Genomic DNA, 21624 nt, shown 5'->3' on the forward strand with positions numbered 1-21624 from the left:
AATTTGGCAAAACGAGATTATTATGAGGTACTGGGGCTCCAAAAAGGAGCCTCAACTGATGAAATAAAGAAAGCTTACAGAAAGCTAGCTGTTAAGTATCACCCTGACAAGAACCAAGGGGATAAGGAAGCTGAGGAACGGTTCAAAGAGGGGACAGAAGCTTATGAAGTCCTTTCTGATGATAAGAAACGAGCGGCCTATGATCAATTTGGTTTTGCCGGAGTAGAAGGCATGGGTGCTGGAGGTGCCGGCGGGTTTGGCGGAGGATTTGGTGGTGCAGCTGCCAGAGACTTTGAGGACTTGTTCGGTGGCTTCGGTGATATCTTTGATTCTTTCTTTGGCGGAGGCGGAGGCGGTGGTCGTCGACGTTCCAACAACAACCGGGGAAATGACCTCAGATACGATCTGGAGATAGATTTTAAAGAGGCTGTGTTCGGTGCCAAAAAGGAAATATCCTTTAAACGGGATTCTTCTTGTGACGTTTGTCATGGTTCCGGAGCTAAATCCGGTAGTGGACGAAAAACCTGTCCAACCTGTGGAGGTAGTGGACAAGTTCGAAGAAGTTCTGGCTTCTTCTCTATCGCTAGTCCCTGTCCCAGTTGTAAGGGGGAAGGATACACGATTGAGGATCCCTGTAATAAGTGTTATGGAACAGGAACAGTTCAAAAGACACAGAAGATTAAAGTAACCATTCCTGCGGGGATTGAGCATGGAAAACGGATTCGCATTGAAGGTCAGGGAGATGCCGGCCAGAGTGGCGGTGCTCCAGGGGACTTGTATGTTGTTATTCTGGTTCATAATCATGAGTATTTTGAACGAAATGGTAATGACATTTATTGTATGATTCCCATAAGCTTAACCCAGGCCTCCTTAGGCTCAGAAATCCAGGTTGAAACACTGGATGGTAAGAAAGTGAAGCTCAAGGTTCCCGGTGGAACACAGAATGGTAAAGTAATGCGCCTTAGAGGGGAAGGTGTTCCTTATCTACATAATGCAAACCGTAGAGGAGACATGTATATCAAGATACGTGTTGAAGTTCCCAATAAACTAAGTTCTAAAGCTAAGAAGCTTATGCAGGAATTAAGTGAAGAGTTGGGAGAAGAGGAAAAGCCAAGGCCTGTAAGGTTATCTGATATTAATTAAAATTAGCGGGGCAACCCGCTTTTTTTTATCTTATAATATGGGTTATGAATGAGAAAAGGATACTCATATTATTCAGGAATCGTCTCATCGCCTGGGGGCTCTTATCTGTATTAGGATCATTTCTTGTATTTTCCCTTGTGATGGGGATCTTCTATTTTACTAATGATATCACCGGAGATAGTGTTTATAGAGACTGGAATATTCTCTTTACTGTGCTTCTTTTGAATAATCTGATAATTATGTTATTCTTGATTGGTACGGGAATTTATTTAGCAAATAGGATAGTTTCTCCCATAAAACGTATTAGTCGCTCTCTGGAGACCATTGTCAATGGAAAAAAGCCTCAAAGGATTGATATTAAGGAGCCTGATATCTTTACGGAACTAGTACAAAATATTAATCTCTTGATTGAAAAAACTGATCAGTAGGGGACAAAGTTGATACACACAGGTTACCATGGTATGGAAGAGGGAATTCGTAACCCTCAGAAAGATATGGTCTTATTCATTAGTAAAAAAAGTAAACGTAATACCAGTATTGTGGAACTGGCGGAACAAGCAGGTGTTACAATAAAGAATGTACCTGATAAAGAATTAGATGCCCTCTGCGGTGTAAAGAATCATAGGGGGATTGCTCTTCAGGTAAATCAGGTTCAGAAGAGACGGTATCAATCCCTGGAGGATTTTATTGCTGAACATAATAGCGACACTGGTATTGTTGTCTTTCTGGATGGTGTAACAGATCCTCAAAACTTCGGAGCGATCCTTAGGTCCTGTGATCAATTTGAAGCGGATCTCGTCGTTCTTCCTTCCAAAAGATCTGTTAAGGAAACGGATTTGGTTGCCCGTACTTCAGCTGGCGCCAGTGCTTATGTTCCTGTCGTAACAGTACCCAATCTGACACGGGCCATTGGACAAGTTAAAGAAGCAGGTTTCTGGACCTATGGTGCAGATATGAATGGTACCGTTTCTCCTGAAATGGATTTTAAAGGTAAAGTTGCTATCGTCATGGGACGGGAAGGGCAAGGATTACATAGACTGGTAAAAGAAGAATGTGACGGAATTGTTAGTATTCCTACTGGGGGACATATTGATTCCCTCAATGTTTCCGTAGCTACAGGTGTCTTGTTATACGAGATCGCTTGCCAGCAAAAACGTTTTTATTAAAGAAAGGCTGAAGTCAACTTCAGCCTTTTTCTTATGCCTCTTCGTAGAACTTTTTACCTATATCATTTCTGAACCAGGCACCTTCAAAGTTAACAAATTTTGTTCCTCTATAAGCTGCTGAATAGGCTGATATGATATCACTTCCGATTCCTACGGAGGTAAAGCAACGTCCTCCCCCTGTTACTAATTGACCCTGAGCATCGATTGATGTAGAGGCGTGGAAGATCAGAGCATCCTCTGTATCTTCAGGTATTGGTTGAACAGGGATACTTTTATTATATTCACCGGGATAGCCCTCAGCGGCGATAACAACCCCCAGTGCCGTATTATTTTCATTAACTCGTGGTGTATAGTTATCTAGATGTCCCTTGATCATAGCATCTGCAATATTACCAAAATCAGATTCAATTAAGGATAACAGTGGCTGAGTTTCCGGATCTCCGAAACGTACATTGTACTCAAGAACCTTTGGTCCTTTACTGGTCACCATAACCCCGATATAAACAACTCCAACATAGTTAAGTCCTTCTTTATTAAGACTGTCCATTGTTGTTTTGATGATGCTTTGTTCTATCTCACTATATAATTCCTTGGTTACCCAGGGAACAGGACAGATAGCCCCCATACCACCTGTATTGAGACCTTCATCATTATCATGAGCTTTTTTGTAATCAGAACAAGGTGGTAGTACCCGATAATTTTTTCCATCGGACAGGACAAAAAAGCTTACTTCAAAACCTTCTAAAAACTCCTCTACAACAAGTGAGTCTGTTTTGAGAACTTCTTTACCAAAGTGAAGTAATTCCTCTTGATCTGTTGATTCCAGGACGCCTTTTCCTGCTGCCAATCCGCTCTTTTTAAGTACAACCCTATGAGTGATTGATTTCATGTAGGATTCAAAATCACTGGCTTTAGTAAATGTTCTTGATTCTGCAGTAGGGATATGATTCCTAACCATAAAATCTTTACTAAAGGCTTTGCTAGACTCTAATTGTGCAGCTTCCTGATGGGGGCCTATTACGGCAATTCCAGCTTCCTTGATTTTGTCAACGATTCCAGCAGCTAAAGGACCTTCTGGACCAACAAATACAAGATCAATCTTATTATCTCTACATGCTTGTAGTACTTGATCTTCCTTTTCAGGGTTAATATTCAAATTGGTCCCTAATTCAGCAGTCCCTCCGTTGCCTGGGGCGATGTATAAGCCGCTTATACGTTTGCTTTGGGAAAATTTCCAAGATATGGCATGTTCCCGCCCTCCTGAGCCCAATATGAGTACTCTCACTACTTATCCTCCAAATCTATTTTATCCAGAAGTCTTATAATGACCTCCGGGTAATACTTATGTTCTAAAGAATGTATTTTCTTCTCTACCGTATCTAGAGTGTCTTTATCTTCTTTTACAAAGGAATATTGTTCTATTATAGGACCAGTATCCATCCCCTGGTCAACATAGTGAATGGTTATCCCCATTTCGCTATCATCCGACTTCCAACTGTCCTCAATTCCATGAGTTCCTGGATGTTTGGGTAGTAGGGAAGGATGAATATTAATTATTTTATCTTTTAAAGGATTTACAAAAGTGGGTGAGAGTAAACGCATATAACCAGCTAGTACAACGAGATCAACTTGTGCTTTCTCCAAAATACTTAGAATATCCTCTTCTGCTTCTTCTCTTTTACGCCCTCTGTATAAAACGACATAAGAGGGAATCTCCAGCTTTTCTGCTCTAGTCAGTGCATAGGCTTGTTGTTTGTCACATATGAGTAATTCTACCTTATGAGACGTCCCGTGTAATCCCTTAACCAGAGCCTCAAAATTACTACCAGAACCTGAAGCCATGACAGCTATTTTAGCCATCAGCTGAGGACCCCGATGTTATGAAGTTCGAAATCAGATTCTTTTGCCTTTGATAGGAGAGATTCCACCTTGTCAGGATGGCAAATGACAGCCATTCCTATGCCCATATTAAATACTTTCCGCATTTCTGATTCTTCGATCTGTCCGTCTTTACGGATTTTTTCGAATATCCAGGGCAAATCCCAATCCCAGGTCAATTTGATACTGAGGTTGTCTGGAATACTTCTTACAATATTACCTTCCAGTCCTCCACCAGTAATATGGGCGGCTCCCAGTACATTGCCCGTTTGAAGCAGGGATTTCATATGTTTTACATAGATAATGGTTGGTTTTAGTAATTCTGTCATAGCTGTTTTGTCCTCAGGACTTATCACTTTCCTGGCTAAACTAAGACCATTAGAGTGTATACCCGCGCTAGGAATTCCCAGAATAACATCACCTGCTTTCATTTGATCTTTGAAGGGCAACATTTGGTCTTTATCTACCATACCCACACTAAATCCGGCTAAATCAAAGTCTCCAGTCTTATAGAGATCGGGCATTTCAGCTGTTTCCCCCCCTGCCAGAGTACATTCAGCTTGTTCACAACCAGTGACAACCCCGGCCATAAGCGGATGAAGAATGGACTCGTCTATCCCACCGCAAGCAATATAATCAAGAAAGACTAATGGTTCTGCACCACACACAATAAGGTCATTCACACACATAGCAACGAGATCTATACCCAGTGTGTCATATTGTTTGAGCTGTTGTCCTACTATGAGTTTTGTTCCCACACCATCAGTTGCGGATAACAGGACTGGTTTTTTATAGCGGGTTGGATCTATCTCGATACCACCAGCAAAACCACCTAATCCTTGAGATACGGCTTTGGAATTAATATTGGATATAAAATTCGCAAATCGATCTCCCTTTTCAATATCAACCCCGGCTGAGGCATAGGTCTTAGCCATTTTTCAATACTCCTTCTGATTTTAATGGTACATGAACGGGATAATCACCGTTAAAACAGGCATAGCAGAATTTATTAGGTTCTTCTACACAGTGTTCTAATTCTTCTATGGGAAGAAACATAACACTATCAGCTCCTATCATTTCTGCGATTTCATCAGGTGTTTTATGATTTGAGATAAGTTCATCCCTTGTGGGAACATCAATTCCAAAAAAGCAAGGCCAGTGAAGTTCTGGTGAACTTAGTCTAAGATGCACTTCTGAAGCCCCGGCTTGTCTTAATAATTTGACAATGGTTCGGCTAGTTGTTCCTCGAACGAGGGAGTCATCTACCATGATTACTCTTTTTCCCTTAAGGGTTTCTTTGTTGGGATGGAGCTTCATTTTGACAGCCATTTCCCTTTTGGATTTTGTTGGTTGTATGAAAGAACGACCGGCAAAGTGATTTCGGGTTAAGCCAAAGTCAAAGGGCACCCCCGATTCCTGTGAATATCCCAGGGCGGCAAAGTTACCTGAATCAGGTACAGGAATGACTAAATCCGCTTCGACAGTGTCTACTTTGGCCAAGGCTGCTCCCATTTTCTTTCGATTGATGTGAACTGATTGATTATATATTTCCGAGTCAGGGCGAGCAAAATAGATCATCTCAAAGACACATTGAGCTATTCTTGGTGAAGAGTTAAATCTCTCACTTCTGACGCCTTCTTTTGTTACTATGACCATTTCTCCTGGTTCTACAGATCGGTATTCTGTGATCTCATGTGTATCGAGGGCGCAAGTCTCACTGGCAATCATGGTCATGCCTTCTTTTTGGCCTATATACAGAGGTCTAAACCCTAAGGGATCTCGAATCCCAATAAGCATATCTCTATGGAGGAGTACCATACTAAAGGCTCCTTCCAGATGCTTTAATACTTCTGTTATACCATCGAAGAAATCAATTTTTCTGGAACGACTCAACATGTGAAGTACTAGTTCTGTATCACTTGTTGATTGAAATATCGCTCCTTCATGGCTCAGGCGTTCCCGTAACTTGTCTGCATTGGAAATATTACCATTATGGGCTAGGGCTATCTCCCCTCTATTGCAGGTAATATGTATGGGTTGGGCATTATCCCATAAGTTTCCTCCAGCAGTCGAGTACCGGACATGTCCAATACCAGCATAGGACAAATGTTCTTCGTTAAGATAGTGACTTAGGACGGAGCCTACCGAACCAAGATCTTTAAATGTTGCGAATCTTTCCTCTTTCACATAGGTTATTCCTGCACTTTCTTGACCTCTATGTTGTAAACTAAAGAGGGGAAAGTATAATTGCTCAGGAATATTGGACTTTTCTTGGGAGAAGATACCGACAACGCCGCAGTAATGCTTTACGCTATCCATTTCACTCACGAGTCTAGATATAGCAAGTTTTTATTGGCTTGGCAATACTTAGTACTACATAGGTTTCTTTAATACAACAAATTGCTTTATTATTTTCAAGAACTGGGTATTCCTATTGAAACCCTCAACCAGATCACTTATTATGGAGTCTTGAGTCTGTAGTGGATTCCCGAATGACTTTATGTTGCTAATGATTTCCGGGGTAGGTTTTTTAAAATCTTGAAGGATATCCTGTAATTGGGATGTTAGACCATAAAGTGATTGTGTTTTCTCTTCTAGTATCTCACCGGCTCTTTTGTTTATACTATCAATGATTCTTTGGCTGAGTTCCATCCTGTCCACCCCAGATTTGATTTCTCTCATGTATTGTTCCAATATGACAACGCTATGTCGTCCTTCCTGTCCCAATATCTGATCAAAGTTGTTGATATCCTCTATTATCTTTTCGCATTGATAATAGTGTTCTGTCAGACTATTCTGAAAGTTCTTTCTATCATAAAAACCTTCTATGAGCAGCTTGTTGATAGGATCTTTAAGGTGTTGTAGATAGTGTATTTTCATATGATTGTATAGTATTTGAAGAGGTTTTATCTTGCTAAAACCAGGTAGGCCAATGTCCTCAAAGGCTTGACTCTTTGTATAACAATAATTCTCTAGCTCCTCTAAGTTCTGGGATTCAAATAATACTTTTAAATCATCGGATATAGTATTTTCTTTTAATTCTCGGAGTGCCCTTTCCATGTCCTTTATGAATAAGTTTTCGATGGATTCTAAATATAGTTTTATTTCATCAGGCTGTTCTTTATTGACAGGTAAACGGGCGAGGGGGTCCTCATCCCAGGCTTTTATCAAATTTAATATGACAGTTGGTGGAAGTTCTCTGGAGTAATAACGGTGTATGTTGTTTAAGATTTTCTGTTGATCTTTTTTTTTCTCTAAATGCTCACCATAGAGACGTTTTTCTAACACTGTTAACAGGGGGAGAAAATCCATGTTAAAATTAATACCTCCCCATAGATAGTAGAAGTCCTTCAATTCCTGAGAGAGCATTTTATTGGAGCTTAATGAGAAACTTGGTTTCTTTTCTATTTTACTTAGGTCGAGAGATACATCAAAAAAAGCCAGTATATTAGAAAAGGGATAATTACATAGTTCCCAAAGGTGATTGACTTCTGCCATAGCCAGGTTAAACTTTGATTTGTCCAGTGCCATGACTCTTCTGGAAAAGTTTTTAAGTTCATCCCGAATCTTTATGGATTCCTTTTCTCTATTGGGAGCCCCTTCTAGTTTTCTTTTAATATTTTCATATTGAAAAGACTCTCTTTTTTCTGCGAAATTGGATCCTAGCAGACTCTCTAAGAGATAATTCTTAAAATTTCTATTCAGCCCAGGTTCTTTATGTCCTATTGTTTTGCTTAATACTTCATAAATAGGTAATAAGTTTAAGTAAAGGTTGTAAAAATGCTGCCCAAGTGCAGGCAGGAATGCTTTGGGGGATGTTTGATATAAGCGTGGTTTTAATGCCTTTAGTTCTTGATGTACAAGTCTTAATTCTTTTTTAACCAATTTCTCCTGTGGATCACTAGTAAATATATTGTTAAAAAAGGATTGTATCATTTCCAAAAATGAGCCCATGCCTAAAGTGTAGGCTGGGCTTATTTTGATTTCAACAATTTTAAACGAGGACTTTATTATTCACTTTGTTATAATCCAGTCCGATAGCCATGTAAAATGGCTGTAAGAATAAAATTAAATGGTTTATTGAAATGTGGGAGGAAGTAAACATCGGTGAAAGCTATTTCCGGTAAGGTCATAGATTTCTGAATAGCGAGAGCTAAATAGTATATAATTTCTGTATGATTGATATCATCACAGGAACCTACTTGGGCCCCCACTAATCGAAGAGTTTTCTTCTCATATATTAACTTTATCTTTGTCATGCCATATTCATTCATGAACTCTGGTCTATCTGCATCTTCGATAAAGCTTGAGTCTATATCTAATCCTGCTGCTCTGGCGGCAAACTCACTTAATCCTGTGCTTGCCAGATTATTATTGAATACGGATATAGCATTTGTTCCGGCTATGCTTTGGACTTCTGCTCCTTTTATTCCATTTATTGAAAAAGCGGCAGCTAATCCTGTTTTAACGGCATTTGTGGCTAAGGCTACTTGCTGGTTTTTCTGTAGGGAAGCATGATAGAGAGCTACTGCATCACCAATGGCATACACGTCTGGTAGGGATGTTCTCATTTGACTATCTACGACCAAGGCACCATTTTCTACCTTCTTCCCATGGGGGAGTAACTCTGTATTGGGTTTGAAACCTATAGCTTTTATGACAAGATCTGCTTCATACTTGCCCTTATCTGTGATCACTGATTTGACTTTGCCCTGAATGCCTTCAAAATCAATAACTTTTTCTCCCAAGGCCAAGGTAATGCCTGAATTAAGCATATCCTGTTCTACTTTATCAGTGAATTCGGGATCAAAGTACCTTGGTATAACACGATCGGCAAAATCGATTAGTGTGACCTTTTTGCCTTTCTTTTGATAAGCTTCAGCTAATTCTATTCCGATGTATCCAGCACCAATAACCGCTACACTTTCGATATTTGGTTCATCTGCTTTTTGAATCAATTCCTCAGCGTGCTGGAAGAGTTTACATAACATGATGTTTTCCAGGTTTTGATGTTCCGCAGGTATCCCTGGTATATCAATCGGCCATGATCCTGCTGCATATATTAATTTGTCATAGCTATCTTCTATGATATCTCTAGTGCTAAGGTTCTTGATGGTAACAGTTTTATTGACTTCATCTATTTTGATAACGTCATGCTCCATGAAGACGTTCGCCCCCATTTCTTCTAACCTAATCTGGTCACAGTAAAATAAGCTATTTACATCTTTGACCGTTCCCCCTACTGCCAGGGCTATTCCACATCCTAGGAAAGAGATATTTGTATTTCGATCATAGGCATTTATCTGAATTTCAGGATTTTGGGTCAATAAAGTTCTAATGGCAGATGTCCCTGCGTGATTAATTCCTACAACAATAACTTTCATATTCAACTCCTTACTCCATTGGTTAAAGTATTATCAATAAATATTTACTTATTAATAATAACTATTTTAGTAAGGAATGTATATATGTGTATCGATAAAAAATGTTTGTATTTTATAAAATACTATTAAGTAAGTGTTTATATTGATCTTTTGTTTGAGCGGTCATCAGCTTTCGACGTAAATCGTTACTATTGGGTATGCCCTTTAAGTAGGCTGAGAAATGCTTTCTGATTTCTTTGAAGGCTTGATCTCCATAATATTGGATTGATAAGTCTAAATGTTTTAGGGCCGTATCAATGATAGTCTTTGCGTTTAATTTGTCTATGGTTCCTTTGATCTGACTAAAAATAAAAGGATTACCAAAGGCTCCCCGAGCTATGAGAACTCCATCACATTTCGTTTGAGTTAGCATTCTGATGACATCCTCAGATGTGAATAAATCTCCTGAACCAAATACAGGTATATCTAAGTTTTCTTTTAAATGCTTTATATGATTCCAATCCGCCTTACCTCTATAGGCCATTTCTTTTGTTCTGGCATGTAATCCTACAGCTTGTATTCCTAATTCTTGAGCCTCCTGGGCTATCTTCAAGTAGTTTATAGAGTTCGCATCCCACCCTAAGCGTAATTTTATAGTAAGAGGAATATCCGTATGATCTTTAATGGTTTTTATAATGTCCATAAGTTTTCGGGGATCTTTCATTAACCAGGAGCCTGCTCCTGATTTGATGATTTTGGGTACAGGACAACCGGCATTAATGTCTAATAAGAGAGGATTGTGTTGTGTCAAATAGGGAAGTGATTTATAAACACTGTCATAATCAGAGCCAAATAGTTGTATCGCATATTCTGGCTCATTATCTTCACGTTTTAATAAATTATGTGTTTTGCTATTGCCTCGCCAAAGTGCTTCAGTTGATACCATTTCTGTGTAACATAGATCAGCACCCCAGGTTCGACAAATACTACGAAAGGGGCCATCTGAATATCCGGCAGTAGGAGCTAAAAATAAATTACCCGGCAGTATAGTTCCACCGGGTAAGATTACAGGTTTAAGATAATCCATTCATCAATTATAAGTTAAAAACTCTAAGGGAATTTTCATATAAAATAGATGAGAGTTCTTCCGGATCTTCTCCTCTCAGATCTGCTAAATAAGCACAGGTAGAATGGATATAAGAGGGTTTATTACGCTTTCCTCTATACTCGGCAGGTATCATAAAAGGAGCTTCACTTTCAATTACCATCCTTTCCACTGGCATGTTTTTAGCCGTCGTGTGTAGATTTCTCGCATTTCTATAGGTAACATTTCCAGCAAAACTTATGTATAGATTGAGATCTAACGCTTTTTTGGCAAACTCCCAATCTTCAGAGAAGCAATGGAGTATTCCTCCACGTGCTGGTAATTTGTCCCGTAGTATGTCGAGTATATCAGATCCGGCTTCTCTATTGTGAATAACAACAGGTTTATTTAGCTGTTCAGCTATTTCTAACTGTCGAATAAATAATTCGATTTGAGAATTTTTATCTCCAAACTTTTTGTAGTAGTCTAAGCCTATCTCTCCTACAGCTACAACTTTATCGTAGGAGGCTCCTTCTTCTATCTTGCTTTCCCAATCCCTTCCCGGATGATTAACTTCTGAAGGGGACACTCCTATGCTGTAATAGACATTAGAGGCTGTCTTTAAATGAGAATATACTTCAAAGAAGTCTTGGATGTTGTTTGTGATACTTAGAATACCATCAACTCCGTCTTGTTTGGCTTCTTGAGTAATAAGCAACTGTTCGATAGGATCTTCATGAATCAGTCCTATATGGCAATGAGTATCAAAATATCGCATGGGCTTCTCTTCTTTTATTAAGGTAAGATTGTTCTCTGTTTTAATAAAAACTAGCACAGTGGGAGCTCCACGTCAATAAGAGTTTAAGGAAAGGAAAATTTAAGATTTAATAATATGTGGTAAATAATCTTCGAATTGTGATATAATCTGACCGCAAGGCGGTTAAAGTGTCACTCGATAATAAGCTCAAGAATTTTGAAAAGAATACATGTTATAATATATGGATAAATATAAAGAGAAGAATTTTCCATTTGATTACCTTTTTACAAAGACAGCATAAAGATGGAAGGGGTAAATATAGTGTAGCTATCATCCCACACACCCATAAAAAAGGTTTGTATCTTAGAACTTCCTTTCTGGCGATAATTATCAGCATGATTTTTCTTGTTCTCATTCTAGGAGGAGTGGTACTCTATTCGACAAAAATACCGGAAATATCTTCGACCTTAACTACAAAAGAAGCTGAATTAAAATCTTCTGAGTCCCATGTGGAGACTTTAAGAAAAGAAATAGGATATTTGAGAATATCTGCAACCAAGTTTGAAGCCTCTCTTAATCAGACACTTGCCGTATTAGGAATTGATTCCAATATGGAAAATAAGAAAGAAAATCTTCCTTTTGGTAGTTTAAGTTACTTTTTGAATAAAAATAACTCGAGTAGTAATGACGCAAAAGAACTGGAAGATTTGAACAGTTTGTCCTTATACCTGGATCAAACTTCAAAACCTATAGAGGAAATCGGAAAGTTATTAAAATCACAGGAAGATTTATTGGTTGATATTCCCACTTTATGGCCTGTTCAAAATGGTCAGGGAGTCGTTACTGCGGAATTTGGCCCCGCTATTCATCCTTTTACAGGGGAATGGTATCTTCATAAAGGTATTGATATTGCTGCCCGAACTGGTACTCCTGTTATCTCAACGGCTAATGGTGTTGTTGTTGAAGCGGGGTATGATCGTGGTGGTTATGGTAACTATGTACTTGTTAGACATAAGTATGGCTTTTTTACCAAATATCCACACTTGAGTCGTATTATTGTTACAAAAAGTCAGGTTCTAAAAAGAGGTGATGTTGTTGGCTTAATGGGTATGACAGGAACCGCTACCGGACCTCATGTCCATTATGAGATTCATTTGGGTACACAAGTAGTAGATCCTCGTAAATATTTACAGATACCAACATCAATTATAGATAAAAAGTAAAAAACTATACTCATTATGCCGAAAATCTACATAATTAAGAGAGTTGTGTAGGGGAAATAGTAAAGGGCTTTAAAGAATGAGTTGTCAAAGATCTTATAAACCTGTTAATATAGATATGAATATACTCAATTCCAATGAGAGGGATATACTTTGTCTCCGGTAAATAGGTTAAAAAAGACAGAAAAAGATATTTCCAAGAAAGCGTCCCAGGGGCTTAAGAGCCGTTTTTTTGGCGCGTTTAATATTTTTAAACGTTTTAGAGGACGTGGACAAGGTAAGTATACTGTCATGCTTATACCACATACGGAAAAGAAGCCCTTTAATTTTCAGATTTCACTTTTCGCTCTTATCTTCACTGGAGCCTTTTTGATGGTAGTTGTTGGAGGATTCTTATTCTATTCTACCAAGATTACCGGTGTAGCCCAGACATTATCGGAAAAAGTAACAGACTTACAATCATCAGAAACGAATATGGAAGTTTTGCGTAAAGAGATAGGTGATCTCAAAAAATCCGCTGAAGGTTTTGAAGACTCTCTATCCCAGACATTAAGTGTGTTGGGGCTACAGTCTGACAGTAATAACGATGACAGTAGAGTTCCTTTAGGAGACTTAAGTTATTTCTTAGGTATCGATAATGTAGAGCAGGGCAGTATGGCAGAAGTTTCCGATTTAAGAAGTCTGTCAGCCTATATGGAAGGAGCTTCCAAACCTATAGAAGAAATTGGTAAAGTACTCTCAGCACAAAAAGATCTTCTCGTAGATATTCCTACCATGTGGCCAGTTCAAAATGGTATTGGTTATGTAACGGCTGAGTTCGGACCTGCTGTTCATCCTTTTACAGGAGCCTGGTATCTTCATAAAGGTATTGATATTGCCTATAGACCCGGTACTCCTCTTGTGGCAACCGCTAATGGTAAAGTGATAGAAGCAGGATATGATAGAACTGGATATGGTAACTATGTTTTGATCCGTCATAAGTATGGTTTTTATACAAAATACGCTCACATGAATCGTATTTTAGTGACAAAAGGACAGGATGTTCATCGTGGGCAGGTAATAGGATTATTGGGAAGTACAGGGATGGCTACTGGTCCGCATACTCACTATGAAATTCATTTAGGTACTCAGGTTGTTGATCCCCGTAAATATATGAACATATCTACAACAATACTGAACGACAAATAAAGGACTCTTTTTTGGCTTCATATACGGCTGATAATAATTTTGTAAATTCGTACATTGGCGAAGGAACTGCTTTTCAAGGTGACTTATCTATATCTGGAATCCTGCGAGTGGATGGAGATTTTATTGGTTCCATACATTCAGAAGGTAAAGTTATAATTGGATCCACTGGACGGGCGCGTTGTACTGTGCACTCTCGAGAGATTGTTATCGGTGGTGTCTTTAAAGGCGATATTTATTGTTCTCATAAGGTAACCGTTTTATCCAGTGGTTTTGTAATTGGTAATATTTACGCTCCCCGTCTTGAGGTTGAACGTGGTATGTTAATGGACGGACGTTGTGTTGTCACTCCATTACCTAATGAATCAGAGGATTTGACCAGTCATAATTATAAGATCCAAAAGGGTGGTTATTTTTCATTGGATTGGGACAATAAGTCAAAACCTGATGGGGAATCAGCAAGTGTCTCCTCATTCTCAAAAGATAAACAATACGGGAATGGATATCAGTGGAAGGAATAGATCAACTCGGCGCCTCAGGAATTCCCCAGCAGTTTATTGATAAAAAAACTCAAAAGTCGGAAAAGAAAAAGCATATCTTTAAATCCACTTTAGATAAACGATTACATGAAGCGGATGGCGCTGCTTCTGATATTAAAGCAGGTGCGATTGATGAAATTGAATTATTACTTGATGAAGTTCATGATGTAGGTGAGGCCCTGGCAAATGAACCGAACATGTCCAATATTAAGCGTTACAAAGAGGCGATAAGCCGATTCCTTAAGACAATTAATCTTCACAATTTTACTGTAGAAGAACAGGAAGGTGTTCTTAATCGTAATTTTAGCAGAAAGAAATATTTTCAAGTGAAGATTCTCAATGAGAAACTAGACCGTCTGGTTGCCGGTGTTATTCAAAACCAGTCGGGCCAATTAGAAATCTTACACCGGGTTGAAGAAATTCAAGGATTGCTTGTCGATCTCTTGTCTTAAAGGAGAATATCATGCCTCATGATGAAATAGATACTGCTCTTTTAGAAGAGCGGGGGACTACTAAGGAAAAAGTAAAAAATACCGAAATACCTGAAGGTCCTTATTATAGGATCAAAGTTATGCACTCTTCTGAAACAGAAGTTGTGGTGCTTCCTGATCAAATGTCTTTGGACCCTGGCTGTCTTGTGATCGCACCCACTAGGTATGGACGTGATTTAGCTAAGTTTTTGGGAATGGTGAAGGACCCCGGAGATTTGACAGAACAACCGGTCTTTACTGTAATTCGAAGAGCTTCCATACAAGATTTAAAAAAGTGGGAGCAAAATGAAGAAAGGGAAGCAGAGGCTTTTAGTATATGTCGCGAAAAGATTTTTTCGCATAAATTAGAAATGAAGTTAGTAAGTGCTCATTATCTGCTTGATGAAGCGAAAGTATTATTCTTCTTCACTGCGGAAAATCGAGTCGATTTCCGAGAGTTGGTTAAGGATCTCGTTTCTATTTTTAAGATGAGAATCGAGTTAAGGCAGATAGGTGTCAGAGACGAAGCTCGAGTTTTAGGCGGGGTTGGTGTCTGTGGGCGTGTGTATTGTTGTCATGGCATCACAGATCATTTAAAACCTGTCTCCATTAAAATGGCTAAAGAACAAAATCTAAGTCTTAACTCCATGAAAATATCCGGTCCTTGTGGACGATTACTTTGTTGTCTTAGTTATGAATATGATTTTTATCATAATGAGAAGAAACGATTACCTTCTGAAGGCAGTCGGATATCCATGGGTAAAAATATGGTTAGAGTACAAGATGTTAATATCTTTACCAAAAAAATCCGTGTTCAACTAGAAGATAACCGCTCCTATGAACGTCCTATAAAAGATTTCTACTACAGCAATGATAAACGGCGCTGGAGTCTCCGGGTATTTAACCCGGATGATTTATAGGTCTTCATTGAATTGCAGTTGATATAGATTATAATAGGTACCCTGCAGGCTTAAGAGTTCCTGGTGGGTACCGGATTCTATTATTTTGCCCTGTTCCAGAACTAATATTCTATCGGCTTTTCGTATGGTACTGAGTCTATGTGCTATTACCAGGCTGGTCCTTCCCTCTATAAGCACTGGTAGTGCTTTTTGGATCAGATGTTCCGTATCTGTATCTACATTACTTGTGGCTTCATCAAGTATCAATACTTTAGGATTATGAACGAGAGCTCTTGCAAAACTAAGCAACTGTCTTTGTCCCGCTGATAAGTTAGAGGCTCCTTCATGGAGTTTTGTATCCATTTGTTCCGGGAGATTAAGAACAAAATCAGCATGAACCGCTTTTAAAGCTTGCACTAATACTTCGTTATCTATTTCTTTGCCTAAGGTTAGATTCTCCCTAATGGTACCTGAAAACAAAACGACATCTTGCAGCACAGGGAGTATGGATTTTCTTAATGTTGGAATATCCATGTCATTTATATCTTTACCATCAAGTAAAATGCTTCCCGAATCTATAGGCCAAAGTCTCGTGACGAGGTTGGTGATAGTCGTTTTACCTGCACCTGTATATCCTACCAGGGCAATGGTTTCACCAGGAGCGGCTTTAAAACTAATCCCTTTAAGGATAGGCTCTCCTTTCTTATAGGAAAAATGAACATCCCTGAACTCAATATTACCTTCAATGTCATTGGCCATAGTTGATTGTTCCTCTATAACTTCCTGAGGTGAATCCAGTAGAGTAAAAATACGTTCTCCACCAGCCATTGCGGATTGCATAATTCCAAATTTATCAGCCATATCCTTGATGGGATCAAAAAATTTACTTAACAAATTAATAAAGGCTATCAGAATACCTAGACTAATCATATCCTTGCCAAGATATTTCCCTCCTACATAAATTACCACAGCCATAGAAATACTTGATAGCAGGTCAACTAAAGGACGAAAGGTGGCCTGAACATAGACTTGCTTCATTGTAGCCAGATATAGATTCTGGTTCTCAACTTGAAATTCCTTTGATGTTTTTTTCTCTGCTCCAAATAATTGTACAATTTGAACTCCATTAAAATGCTCAGATAAATAAGTATTAACACTCGATACACATTTTTGAACATTTCTGAACACCTTCCGGGAGGCTATACGGAATAGATAAATCAAAACAAAAGCAGGAGGAACAGTTAACAAGGTTATAAGGGCTAGTTTTATATCAAGAAAAAGCAGAGTAATTGTAACTCCTATGATCAAAGCTCCATCTCTCAGAAGACTGGTAAAAACAGAATTGAACAATTCATTAATGGTTTCAACATCACTGGTGACACTGGATACCAGTTTTCCCACAGGTGTTTTATTTAGAAAATCCATATTTTGATTTAGGATATGATTAAAGGCTGTATGCCGAATTGCTGTCATCACATCCTGACTTAATATGGCTAGAAGGTAGATCTGTCCAAAAGAAAAAACCACAATGCTTAACAATATGAAAAAGAGGATGATAACATTATGCATGATTCCGTTTTGTGCTTGTTCAACGGTCAAGCCTGCCATAATCTGATTATCAACAGTCTTCTGAATAAGGATCGGAACATAAAGCTCTCCTGCTAAGGCTATAATGAGCATGATGGTGCTTATGAATAACTTTACCTTGTGAGGTTTCACGAATCCCCATAATTTTCTATAGACAAGAGGATCCATCATTTTGATTTCTTTTTCCTGGTTATTCATCATCCTGCTCCTGATGTTGTAGGTGAGCAATCTTTTGGTAATGTCCTTCTTTTTTCATGAGATCTTTATGCTGCCCCTTTTGTGTTATGATTCCATTTTCAATAACAATGATGTTATCTGATTTCTTTAAGGTTGAAATACGATGACTGATGAGAATTGTTGTTTTGTCTTTTCGGGTTTCCATTAAATGTTCTAGTATAAGAGCTTCCGTATTCGCATCCACCGCTGATAAGGCATCATCTAAGACCAAAATAGGTGGATCCAATAGCAACGCACGACTAATGGCAATTCGTTGTTTTTGTCCACCTGAGAGCGTCACTCCTTTTTCCCCGACCATCGTGTTCCATTTATGAGGAAAGCCTTCTACATCACGATCAATCGTTGATAAACTGACAACATTGTTGAAATCTTTTTCCGAACAATTATCTAAACCATATAATATGTTGTTTTTGATTGTGTCTGAAAAAAGAAAACTTTCTTGGGGGACAAATCCAAATTGTTTACGCAATAAGGTGAGTTCGTAATCATGAACATCCTGGCCTCCCAGGAAAATTGTATTTCTATCAGGATCATATATTCTTGGTAATAAGTTGATCAGGGTAGATTTACCACTTCCCGTTGGTCCTAAAATACCTAAAATTTGTCCCTGCTTAATAGAAAGATTTATGTTGCTAAGGATAGGTTTCCCTTTTTCGTGAGAATAATTTAAGTCATTAATCGTTAGGCTATAATTCTCAACTTTTGTTATCCCTGAATCTGGTGACATAATTTCTGGCTTTTCCTGTAGGATCGCATTGATTCGTTCTAATGAGGCGGCTCCTCTCTGAAGCATGTTTATAGTAAAGCCAGCTCCCATCATAGGCCATAGAAGCATTGATAAATAGGATAAAAAGGCTACAAAATCACCTGGAGATAATGTTCCCTCCACAACAGCTCTTCCTCCAAAAGCAAGTAACAGTAATGTGGTCATTCCTGATAAAAAGGAAAGGAAAGGTTCGAATAACCCCCATATGCGCACAAGTTCAAGGTTTATTTTTTTGTAATCCTGATTCCTTATTAAAAATTGATCGGTAAAATAATTTTCCCTGACAAAAGATTTAATGACTCTAGCACCACCAAAAGCTTCCTGGGCCCCTGCTGAAATAGCACTGTATTTTTCTTGTACTGACTTGAATAGTCTCCCAATAATAGGACCTGTTGCCACAATGGCAATAGATAAAACAGGCAGAGGGAGTATAGTGAATAAAGCTACTTTAGGTGCTGTTACAAACAGAATGATTAAGATAGACACTGTAAGAAATATACCATCAGTTGCTGCGACAACAGCCATTCCTGTTGCCATCCGTACTGAGTTCATATCATTGGTAGCCCTAGCCATAAGATCACCTGCTTTATTTTGACCATAAAACTTGGGCCCCAACTTCATCAGGTGATTAAAAAGTCGAGAAGTTAACTCCTTGACGATACTTCGGGAGACCCCATGTATAAAAAAACGCCAACCAAAGCGGCCTATAGCAATGACTATGGCGACGATTACTAGATAAAACAAATTATGTAGAACAAATTCTTTGTCCCATCCACTTGATTCTAACTTGTTTATTACCTTTTTTAGTATTTGGGGAATTATCATTTGGCCTGTATTGGTCAAGATAAGTAATAAAAACCCCAATATATATCTGTATGCCCATTTTTTAAAATAGGGAAAAAGCGTTTTATACTGTTGTAACATCCCACCTTCCTTGTTGTGTTCTAAAATATATACAAGGATCACAATAAAAAGAAATCCTTTTATTAAAAATAATTAGCTATGTTATATGACTGCTTGACATGAACTTGCAATTTTGTTAGTTTTGGTCATTGCAATTTCAATTGGAAATTTGAATGGAGGTGAATACCCTTGGCAAATAGTCTTTCAGCAGAAAAGCGAAATCGACAAAACACTACAAGAAGACTTCGAAACAGAGCTGATAAAAGCACTGTGAGAACTTCAGTGAAAGCTTTTGAATCTGCAGTAAAAGCTGGTGATAAAACTCAAGCTGAAACTGCTTTTAGAGCTTTTGTAAAATTGATGGATACAGCACAAAGAAAAGGTATCTATCATGTAAATACTGCAGCTCGAAAGAAGTCCAGATTACACAAACAACTAAACGCAATGGCATAATAGCGCTGCTTTTTTCGACTTAAGATCACATCTTTGTGGGGGAGAATATTGGCTAGCGCAAAACTGACAAAAGCGGAAATTATTGAAGAAATATTTAATGAACACGGGGTGAATAGAAAAGATATTCACGCTGTGATCGATGCATTTTTCGATGAAATTAAAAAAGCCTTGGAAGAAGACAGAATTGTCGAACTTCGAGGATTCGGAACCTTTGAGATTCGTACCCGTAAGGGACGTGAAAAGGCTCGTAATCCTAAAACGGGAGATATTGTCCCTGTTGATAACCATGGTGTTTGTGTTTTCCGTCCTGGAAAGGAATTAAAGACATTAGCTTGGCCATTGAGGAAATAATCATGGCCAAGGAACAAAACCTAAAAAGGGCCGTTTCGCTAATCTTAGTGGAAGTGGCCCTTCTTTCATTATCAGCATTATTATTTGCATTAAGCTTTCCCAGTTTTTTAAGCCTGGAAGGTTGGGGATTTTTGGGGTTCTTTGCATTAATACCTCTTGTCCCTGTTATTAAAAGATCCGGATGGATTAAGGCCTTTTTATATGGCCCACTTTATGCATTAATCACCTATTCTATTTTTAATTATTGGCTAACCAATTTTCATCCTGTTGCAGGACTTGTTGTTAATGTCATATATATGTTTTATTTTTTCTTTCTTTTTCCTGCCTTAAAGGCTGTCGATGTGTTATGGAAAGACTGGGCCTTCTTACCACAGTGTTTGTTGTGGATGGCTTACGAATATATAAGAACCAAAGGCTTTGTTGGATATCCTTATGGTATAATGGCTTATAGCCAATATAAGTTTATCCCTTTTATACAAAGCGCTTCCTTTTGGGGAATCTGGGGTGTCAGTCTCTTAGTTATCTTTCCTTCTTTTTATATTGGCCGCTTGTTATCAAGACCGCGAAGGGAATATAAAGAGTTTTGGTTAAAATCTAAATGGTGGGCTTTTGGATACGCGATCGTCTTTTTAGGAAATGTTGTTTTTGGTTTGATCAGTCAAGTGGACTATTCTCAGAGTCCAACAAAACGCATATCTCTTATTCAGCATGATATAGATCCTTGGAAAGGGGGCATATCAGCATATAAGAAAGGTTTGGATCGTTTGATTGATGAAAGCAAAAAAGCTGTAAAAGATAATCCTGATTTAGTTGTATGGTCAGAGACGGCTTTTGTCCCTCCTGTCTTTTATCACACCCAATATCGGGAGAATCAACAATCCTATGAGTTAGTCAAAGAGCTTAATGATTTCTTATCAACTCAACAGATTCCCTACTTATTTGGTAATGACCATGCTGAGAAGCATAAGAACTCAAATAATCAGATGGAAAGGATTGATTATAATGCTGCCTTACTGTGGGATAAGGGGGATTATCAGCAAATCTATAAAAAGATTCATTTAGTGCCCTTTACGGAGCATTTCCCCTATGAAAAAAGCTTGCCTTTCCTGTATAATTTTTTAAAAACACAAGATGTTCACTGGTGGGGCAGCGGTACAGAATACACAGTTTTTGAGGCTGCAGGTCTTAAGTTCGCCGCCACAATATGTTTTGAAGATGTTTTTGGATATCTATCACGTAATTTTGTACGTCAGGGCGCTGATGTTATCGTGAATATAACCAATGATTCTTGGGCTTTTAGTGTTGTAAGTATGATGCAGCATCTTTCTATATCAACATTTAGGGCTGTGGAAAACAGAAGGAGCTTAGTCCGGTCTGCTAATGGGGGAATGACGGCTGTCGTTGATCCTAATGGTAGAATCTTAGCTGAAGCCGAGCCTTTCACCAAAACCCATTTGACCTATGATGTTCCTGTATACACGGATAGTCTTTCTGTTTATACAAAATTTGGCGATTGGAGTGGAATCTTATTTATGATTCTTGGTTTAGCCTCTCTGATTGTTGGCCTTTGTAAAAGTCAATTGACAAGGGCTAAAAGCGATAGCTAGAATATAAGAGAGGGGA

The 21624-nt window shown here is 38.5% G+C and carries 21 protein-coding genes; 11 read left to right on the plus strand and 10 right to left on the minus strand.

The genetic code is table 11. The annotated features are described in order from the left end of the window. Positions 1 to 3 precede the first annotated feature (3 nt). From dnaJ to rlmB, 3 genes are read left to right on the plus strand one after another with little or no spacing between them, the layout of a single operon-like run. Positions 4 to 1143 (plus strand): molecular chaperone DnaJ, encoded by a 1140-nt coding sequence (dnaJ, locus tag K345_RS0116825; protein ID WP_028975152.1) that lies wholly within the window; start codon positions 4 to 6, stop codon positions 1141 to 1143. Positions 1144 to 1187: 44 nt separating this feature from the next. After that, entirely contained in the window at positions 1188 to 1571 is a 384-nt protein-coding gene (locus K345_RS0116830) for a HAMP domain-containing protein (RefSeq protein ID WP_028975153.1), read from the plus strand. A gap of 9 nt (positions 1572 to 1580) precedes the next feature. Beyond that, positions 1581 to 2309, plus strand: coding sequence for a 23S rRNA (guanosine(2251)-2'-O)-methyltransferase RlmB (gene rlmB / locus K345_RS0116835; protein WP_028975154.1), 729 nt, complete (start codon positions 1581 to 1583; stop codon positions 2307 to 2309). A 31-nt stretch (positions 2310 to 2340) separates the two neighbouring features. Here the strand turns inward: rlmB and purD are convergent, their stop codons facing one another. The 8 genes from purD to K345_RS0116875 form a co-directional block, all read right to left on the minus strand. Then, complete coding sequence (gene purD / locus K345_RS0116840) at positions 2341 to 3594, minus strand: phosphoribosylamine--glycine ligase (RefSeq protein ID WP_028975155.1); 1254 nt, start codon at positions 3592 to 3594, stop codon at positions 2341 to 2343. After that, complete coding sequence (gene purN / locus K345_RS0116845) at positions 3594 to 4169, minus strand: phosphoribosylglycinamide formyltransferase (RefSeq protein WP_028975156.1); 576 nt, start codon at positions 4167 to 4169, stop codon at positions 3594 to 3596. Before purN ends, purD begins: the two co-directional genes overlap by 1 nt. Continuing rightward, positions 4169 to 5122: a phosphoribosylformylglycinamidine cyclo-ligase gene (purM, locus tag K345_RS0116850; protein ID WP_028975157.1), complete on the minus strand. Its 954-nt coding sequence runs from the start codon at positions 5120 to 5122 to the stop codon at positions 4169 to 4171. Before purM ends, purN begins: the two co-directional genes overlap by 1 nt. Next, positions 5115 to 6506: an amidophosphoribosyltransferase gene (gene purF / locus K345_RS0116855; protein WP_053228421.1), complete on the minus strand. Its 1392-nt coding sequence runs from the start codon at positions 6504 to 6506 to the stop codon at positions 5115 to 5117. Before purF ends, purM begins: the two co-directional genes overlap by 8 nt. 54 nt (positions 6507 to 6560) lie before the next feature. Further along, positions 6561 to 8141: a DUF5312 family protein gene (locus tag K345_RS0116860; protein WP_156888454.1), complete on the minus strand. Its 1581-nt coding sequence runs from the start codon at positions 8139 to 8141 to the stop codon at positions 6561 to 6563. 68 nt (positions 8142 to 8209) lie between these two features. Next, positions 8210 to 9571, minus strand: coding sequence for an FAD-dependent oxidoreductase (locus tag K345_RS0116865; protein WP_028975160.1), 1362 nt, complete (start codon positions 9569 to 9571; stop codon positions 8210 to 8212). Between the two features lie 112 nt (positions 9572 to 9683). Next, positions 9684 to 10637: a tRNA dihydrouridine synthase DusB gene (dusB, locus tag K345_RS0116870; RefSeq protein WP_053228422.1), complete on the minus strand. Its 954-nt coding sequence runs from the start codon at positions 10635 to 10637 to the stop codon at positions 9684 to 9686. A gap of 7 nt (positions 10638 to 10644) precedes the next feature. Further along, positions 10645 to 11412 carry a TatD family hydrolase gene (locus tag K345_RS0116875; RefSeq protein WP_028975162.1) on the minus strand — a complete coding sequence of 256 codons (768 nt, stop codon included), beginning with the start codon at positions 11410 to 11412 and terminating at the stop codon, positions 10645 to 10647. 167 nt (positions 11413 to 11579) lie between these two features. On the opposite strand from K345_RS0116875, the gene K345_RS21610 reads away from it, so the two are divergent. The 5 genes from K345_RS21610 to K345_RS21625 all read left to right on the plus strand — a co-directional run bounded on the left by K345_RS21610 (position 11580) and on the right by K345_RS21625 (position 15725). Continuing rightward, positions 11580 to 12614: a M23 family metallopeptidase gene (locus tag K345_RS21610; RefSeq protein ID WP_053228423.1), complete on the plus strand. Its 1035-nt coding sequence runs from the start codon at positions 11580 to 11582 to the stop codon at positions 12612 to 12614. Positions 12615 to 12764: 150 nt separating this feature from the next. Beyond that, the gene (locus K345_RS0116885) at positions 12765 to 13799 is read left to right on the plus strand and encodes a M23 family metallopeptidase (protein WP_028975163.1); all 1035 of its coding nucleotides are present in this window, start codon (positions 12765 to 12767) and stop codon (positions 13797 to 13799) included. Between the two features lie 11 nt (positions 13800 to 13810). Continuing rightward, positions 13811 to 14317, plus strand: a complete 507-nt coding sequence (locus tag K345_RS21615; RefSeq protein WP_053228424.1) for a bactofilin family protein — start codon at positions 13811 to 13813, stop codon at positions 14315 to 14317. Continuing rightward, positions 14305 to 14787 (plus strand): YaaR family protein, encoded by a 483-nt coding sequence (locus tag K345_RS21620; RefSeq protein WP_053228425.1) that lies wholly within the window; start codon positions 14305 to 14307, stop codon positions 14785 to 14787. The genes K345_RS21615 and K345_RS21620 overlap by 13 nt, the downstream gene beginning before the upstream one ends. An 11-nt stretch (positions 14788 to 14798) precedes the next feature. Next, positions 14799 to 15725 (plus strand): PSP1 domain-containing protein, encoded by a 927-nt coding sequence (locus K345_RS21625; protein WP_037573027.1) that lies wholly within the window; start codon positions 14799 to 14801, stop codon positions 15723 to 15725. Here the strand turns inward: K345_RS21625 and K345_RS0116905 are convergent. Both K345_RS0116905 and K345_RS0116910 read right to left on the minus strand, forming a co-directional pair. After that, a complete protein-coding gene (locus tag K345_RS0116905) occupies positions 15720 to 17489 on the minus strand; it encodes an ABC transporter ATP-binding protein (protein WP_028975164.1) in 1770 nt (589 codons plus the stop codon). The genes K345_RS21625 and K345_RS0116905 overlap by 6 nt on opposite strands. Continuing rightward, complete coding sequence (locus K345_RS0116910; protein WP_037573030.1) at positions 17482 to 19218, minus strand: ABC transporter ATP-binding protein; 1737 nt, start codon at positions 19216 to 19218, stop codon at positions 17482 to 17484. Before K345_RS0116910 ends, K345_RS0116905 begins: the two co-directional genes overlap by 8 nt. Positions 19219 to 19386: 168 nt before the next feature. On the opposite strand from K345_RS0116910, the gene rpsT reads away from it, so the two are divergent. Genes rpsT through lnt form a run of 3 tightly spaced genes read left to right on the plus strand, consistent with a single transcriptional unit; the run spans position 19387 to position 21608 of the window. After that, positions 19387 to 19650, plus strand: coding sequence for a 30S ribosomal protein S20 (gene rpsT, locus K345_RS0116915; protein ID WP_028975166.1), 264 nt, complete (start codon positions 19387 to 19389; stop codon positions 19648 to 19650). Positions 19651 to 19698: 48 nt separating this feature from the next. After that, complete coding sequence (locus tag K345_RS0116920; protein ID WP_028975167.1) at positions 19699 to 20001, plus strand: HU family DNA-binding protein; 303 nt, start codon at positions 19699 to 19701, stop codon at positions 19999 to 20001. Positions 20002 to 20003: 2 nt separating this feature from the next. Continuing rightward, the gene (lnt, locus tag K345_RS0116925) at positions 20004 to 21608 is read left to right on the plus strand and encodes an apolipoprotein N-acyltransferase (RefSeq protein ID WP_053228426.1); all 1605 of its coding nucleotides are present in this window, start codon (positions 20004 to 20006) and stop codon (positions 21606 to 21608) included. Positions 21609 to 21624: the final 16 nt, after the last annotated feature.

Source organism: Spirochaeta cellobiosiphila DSM 17781 (genome assembly GCF_000426705.1).
Classification (GTDB): domain Bacteria; phylum Spirochaetota; class Spirochaetia; order DSM-17781; family DSM-17781; genus Spirochaeta_E; species Spirochaeta_E cellobiosiphila.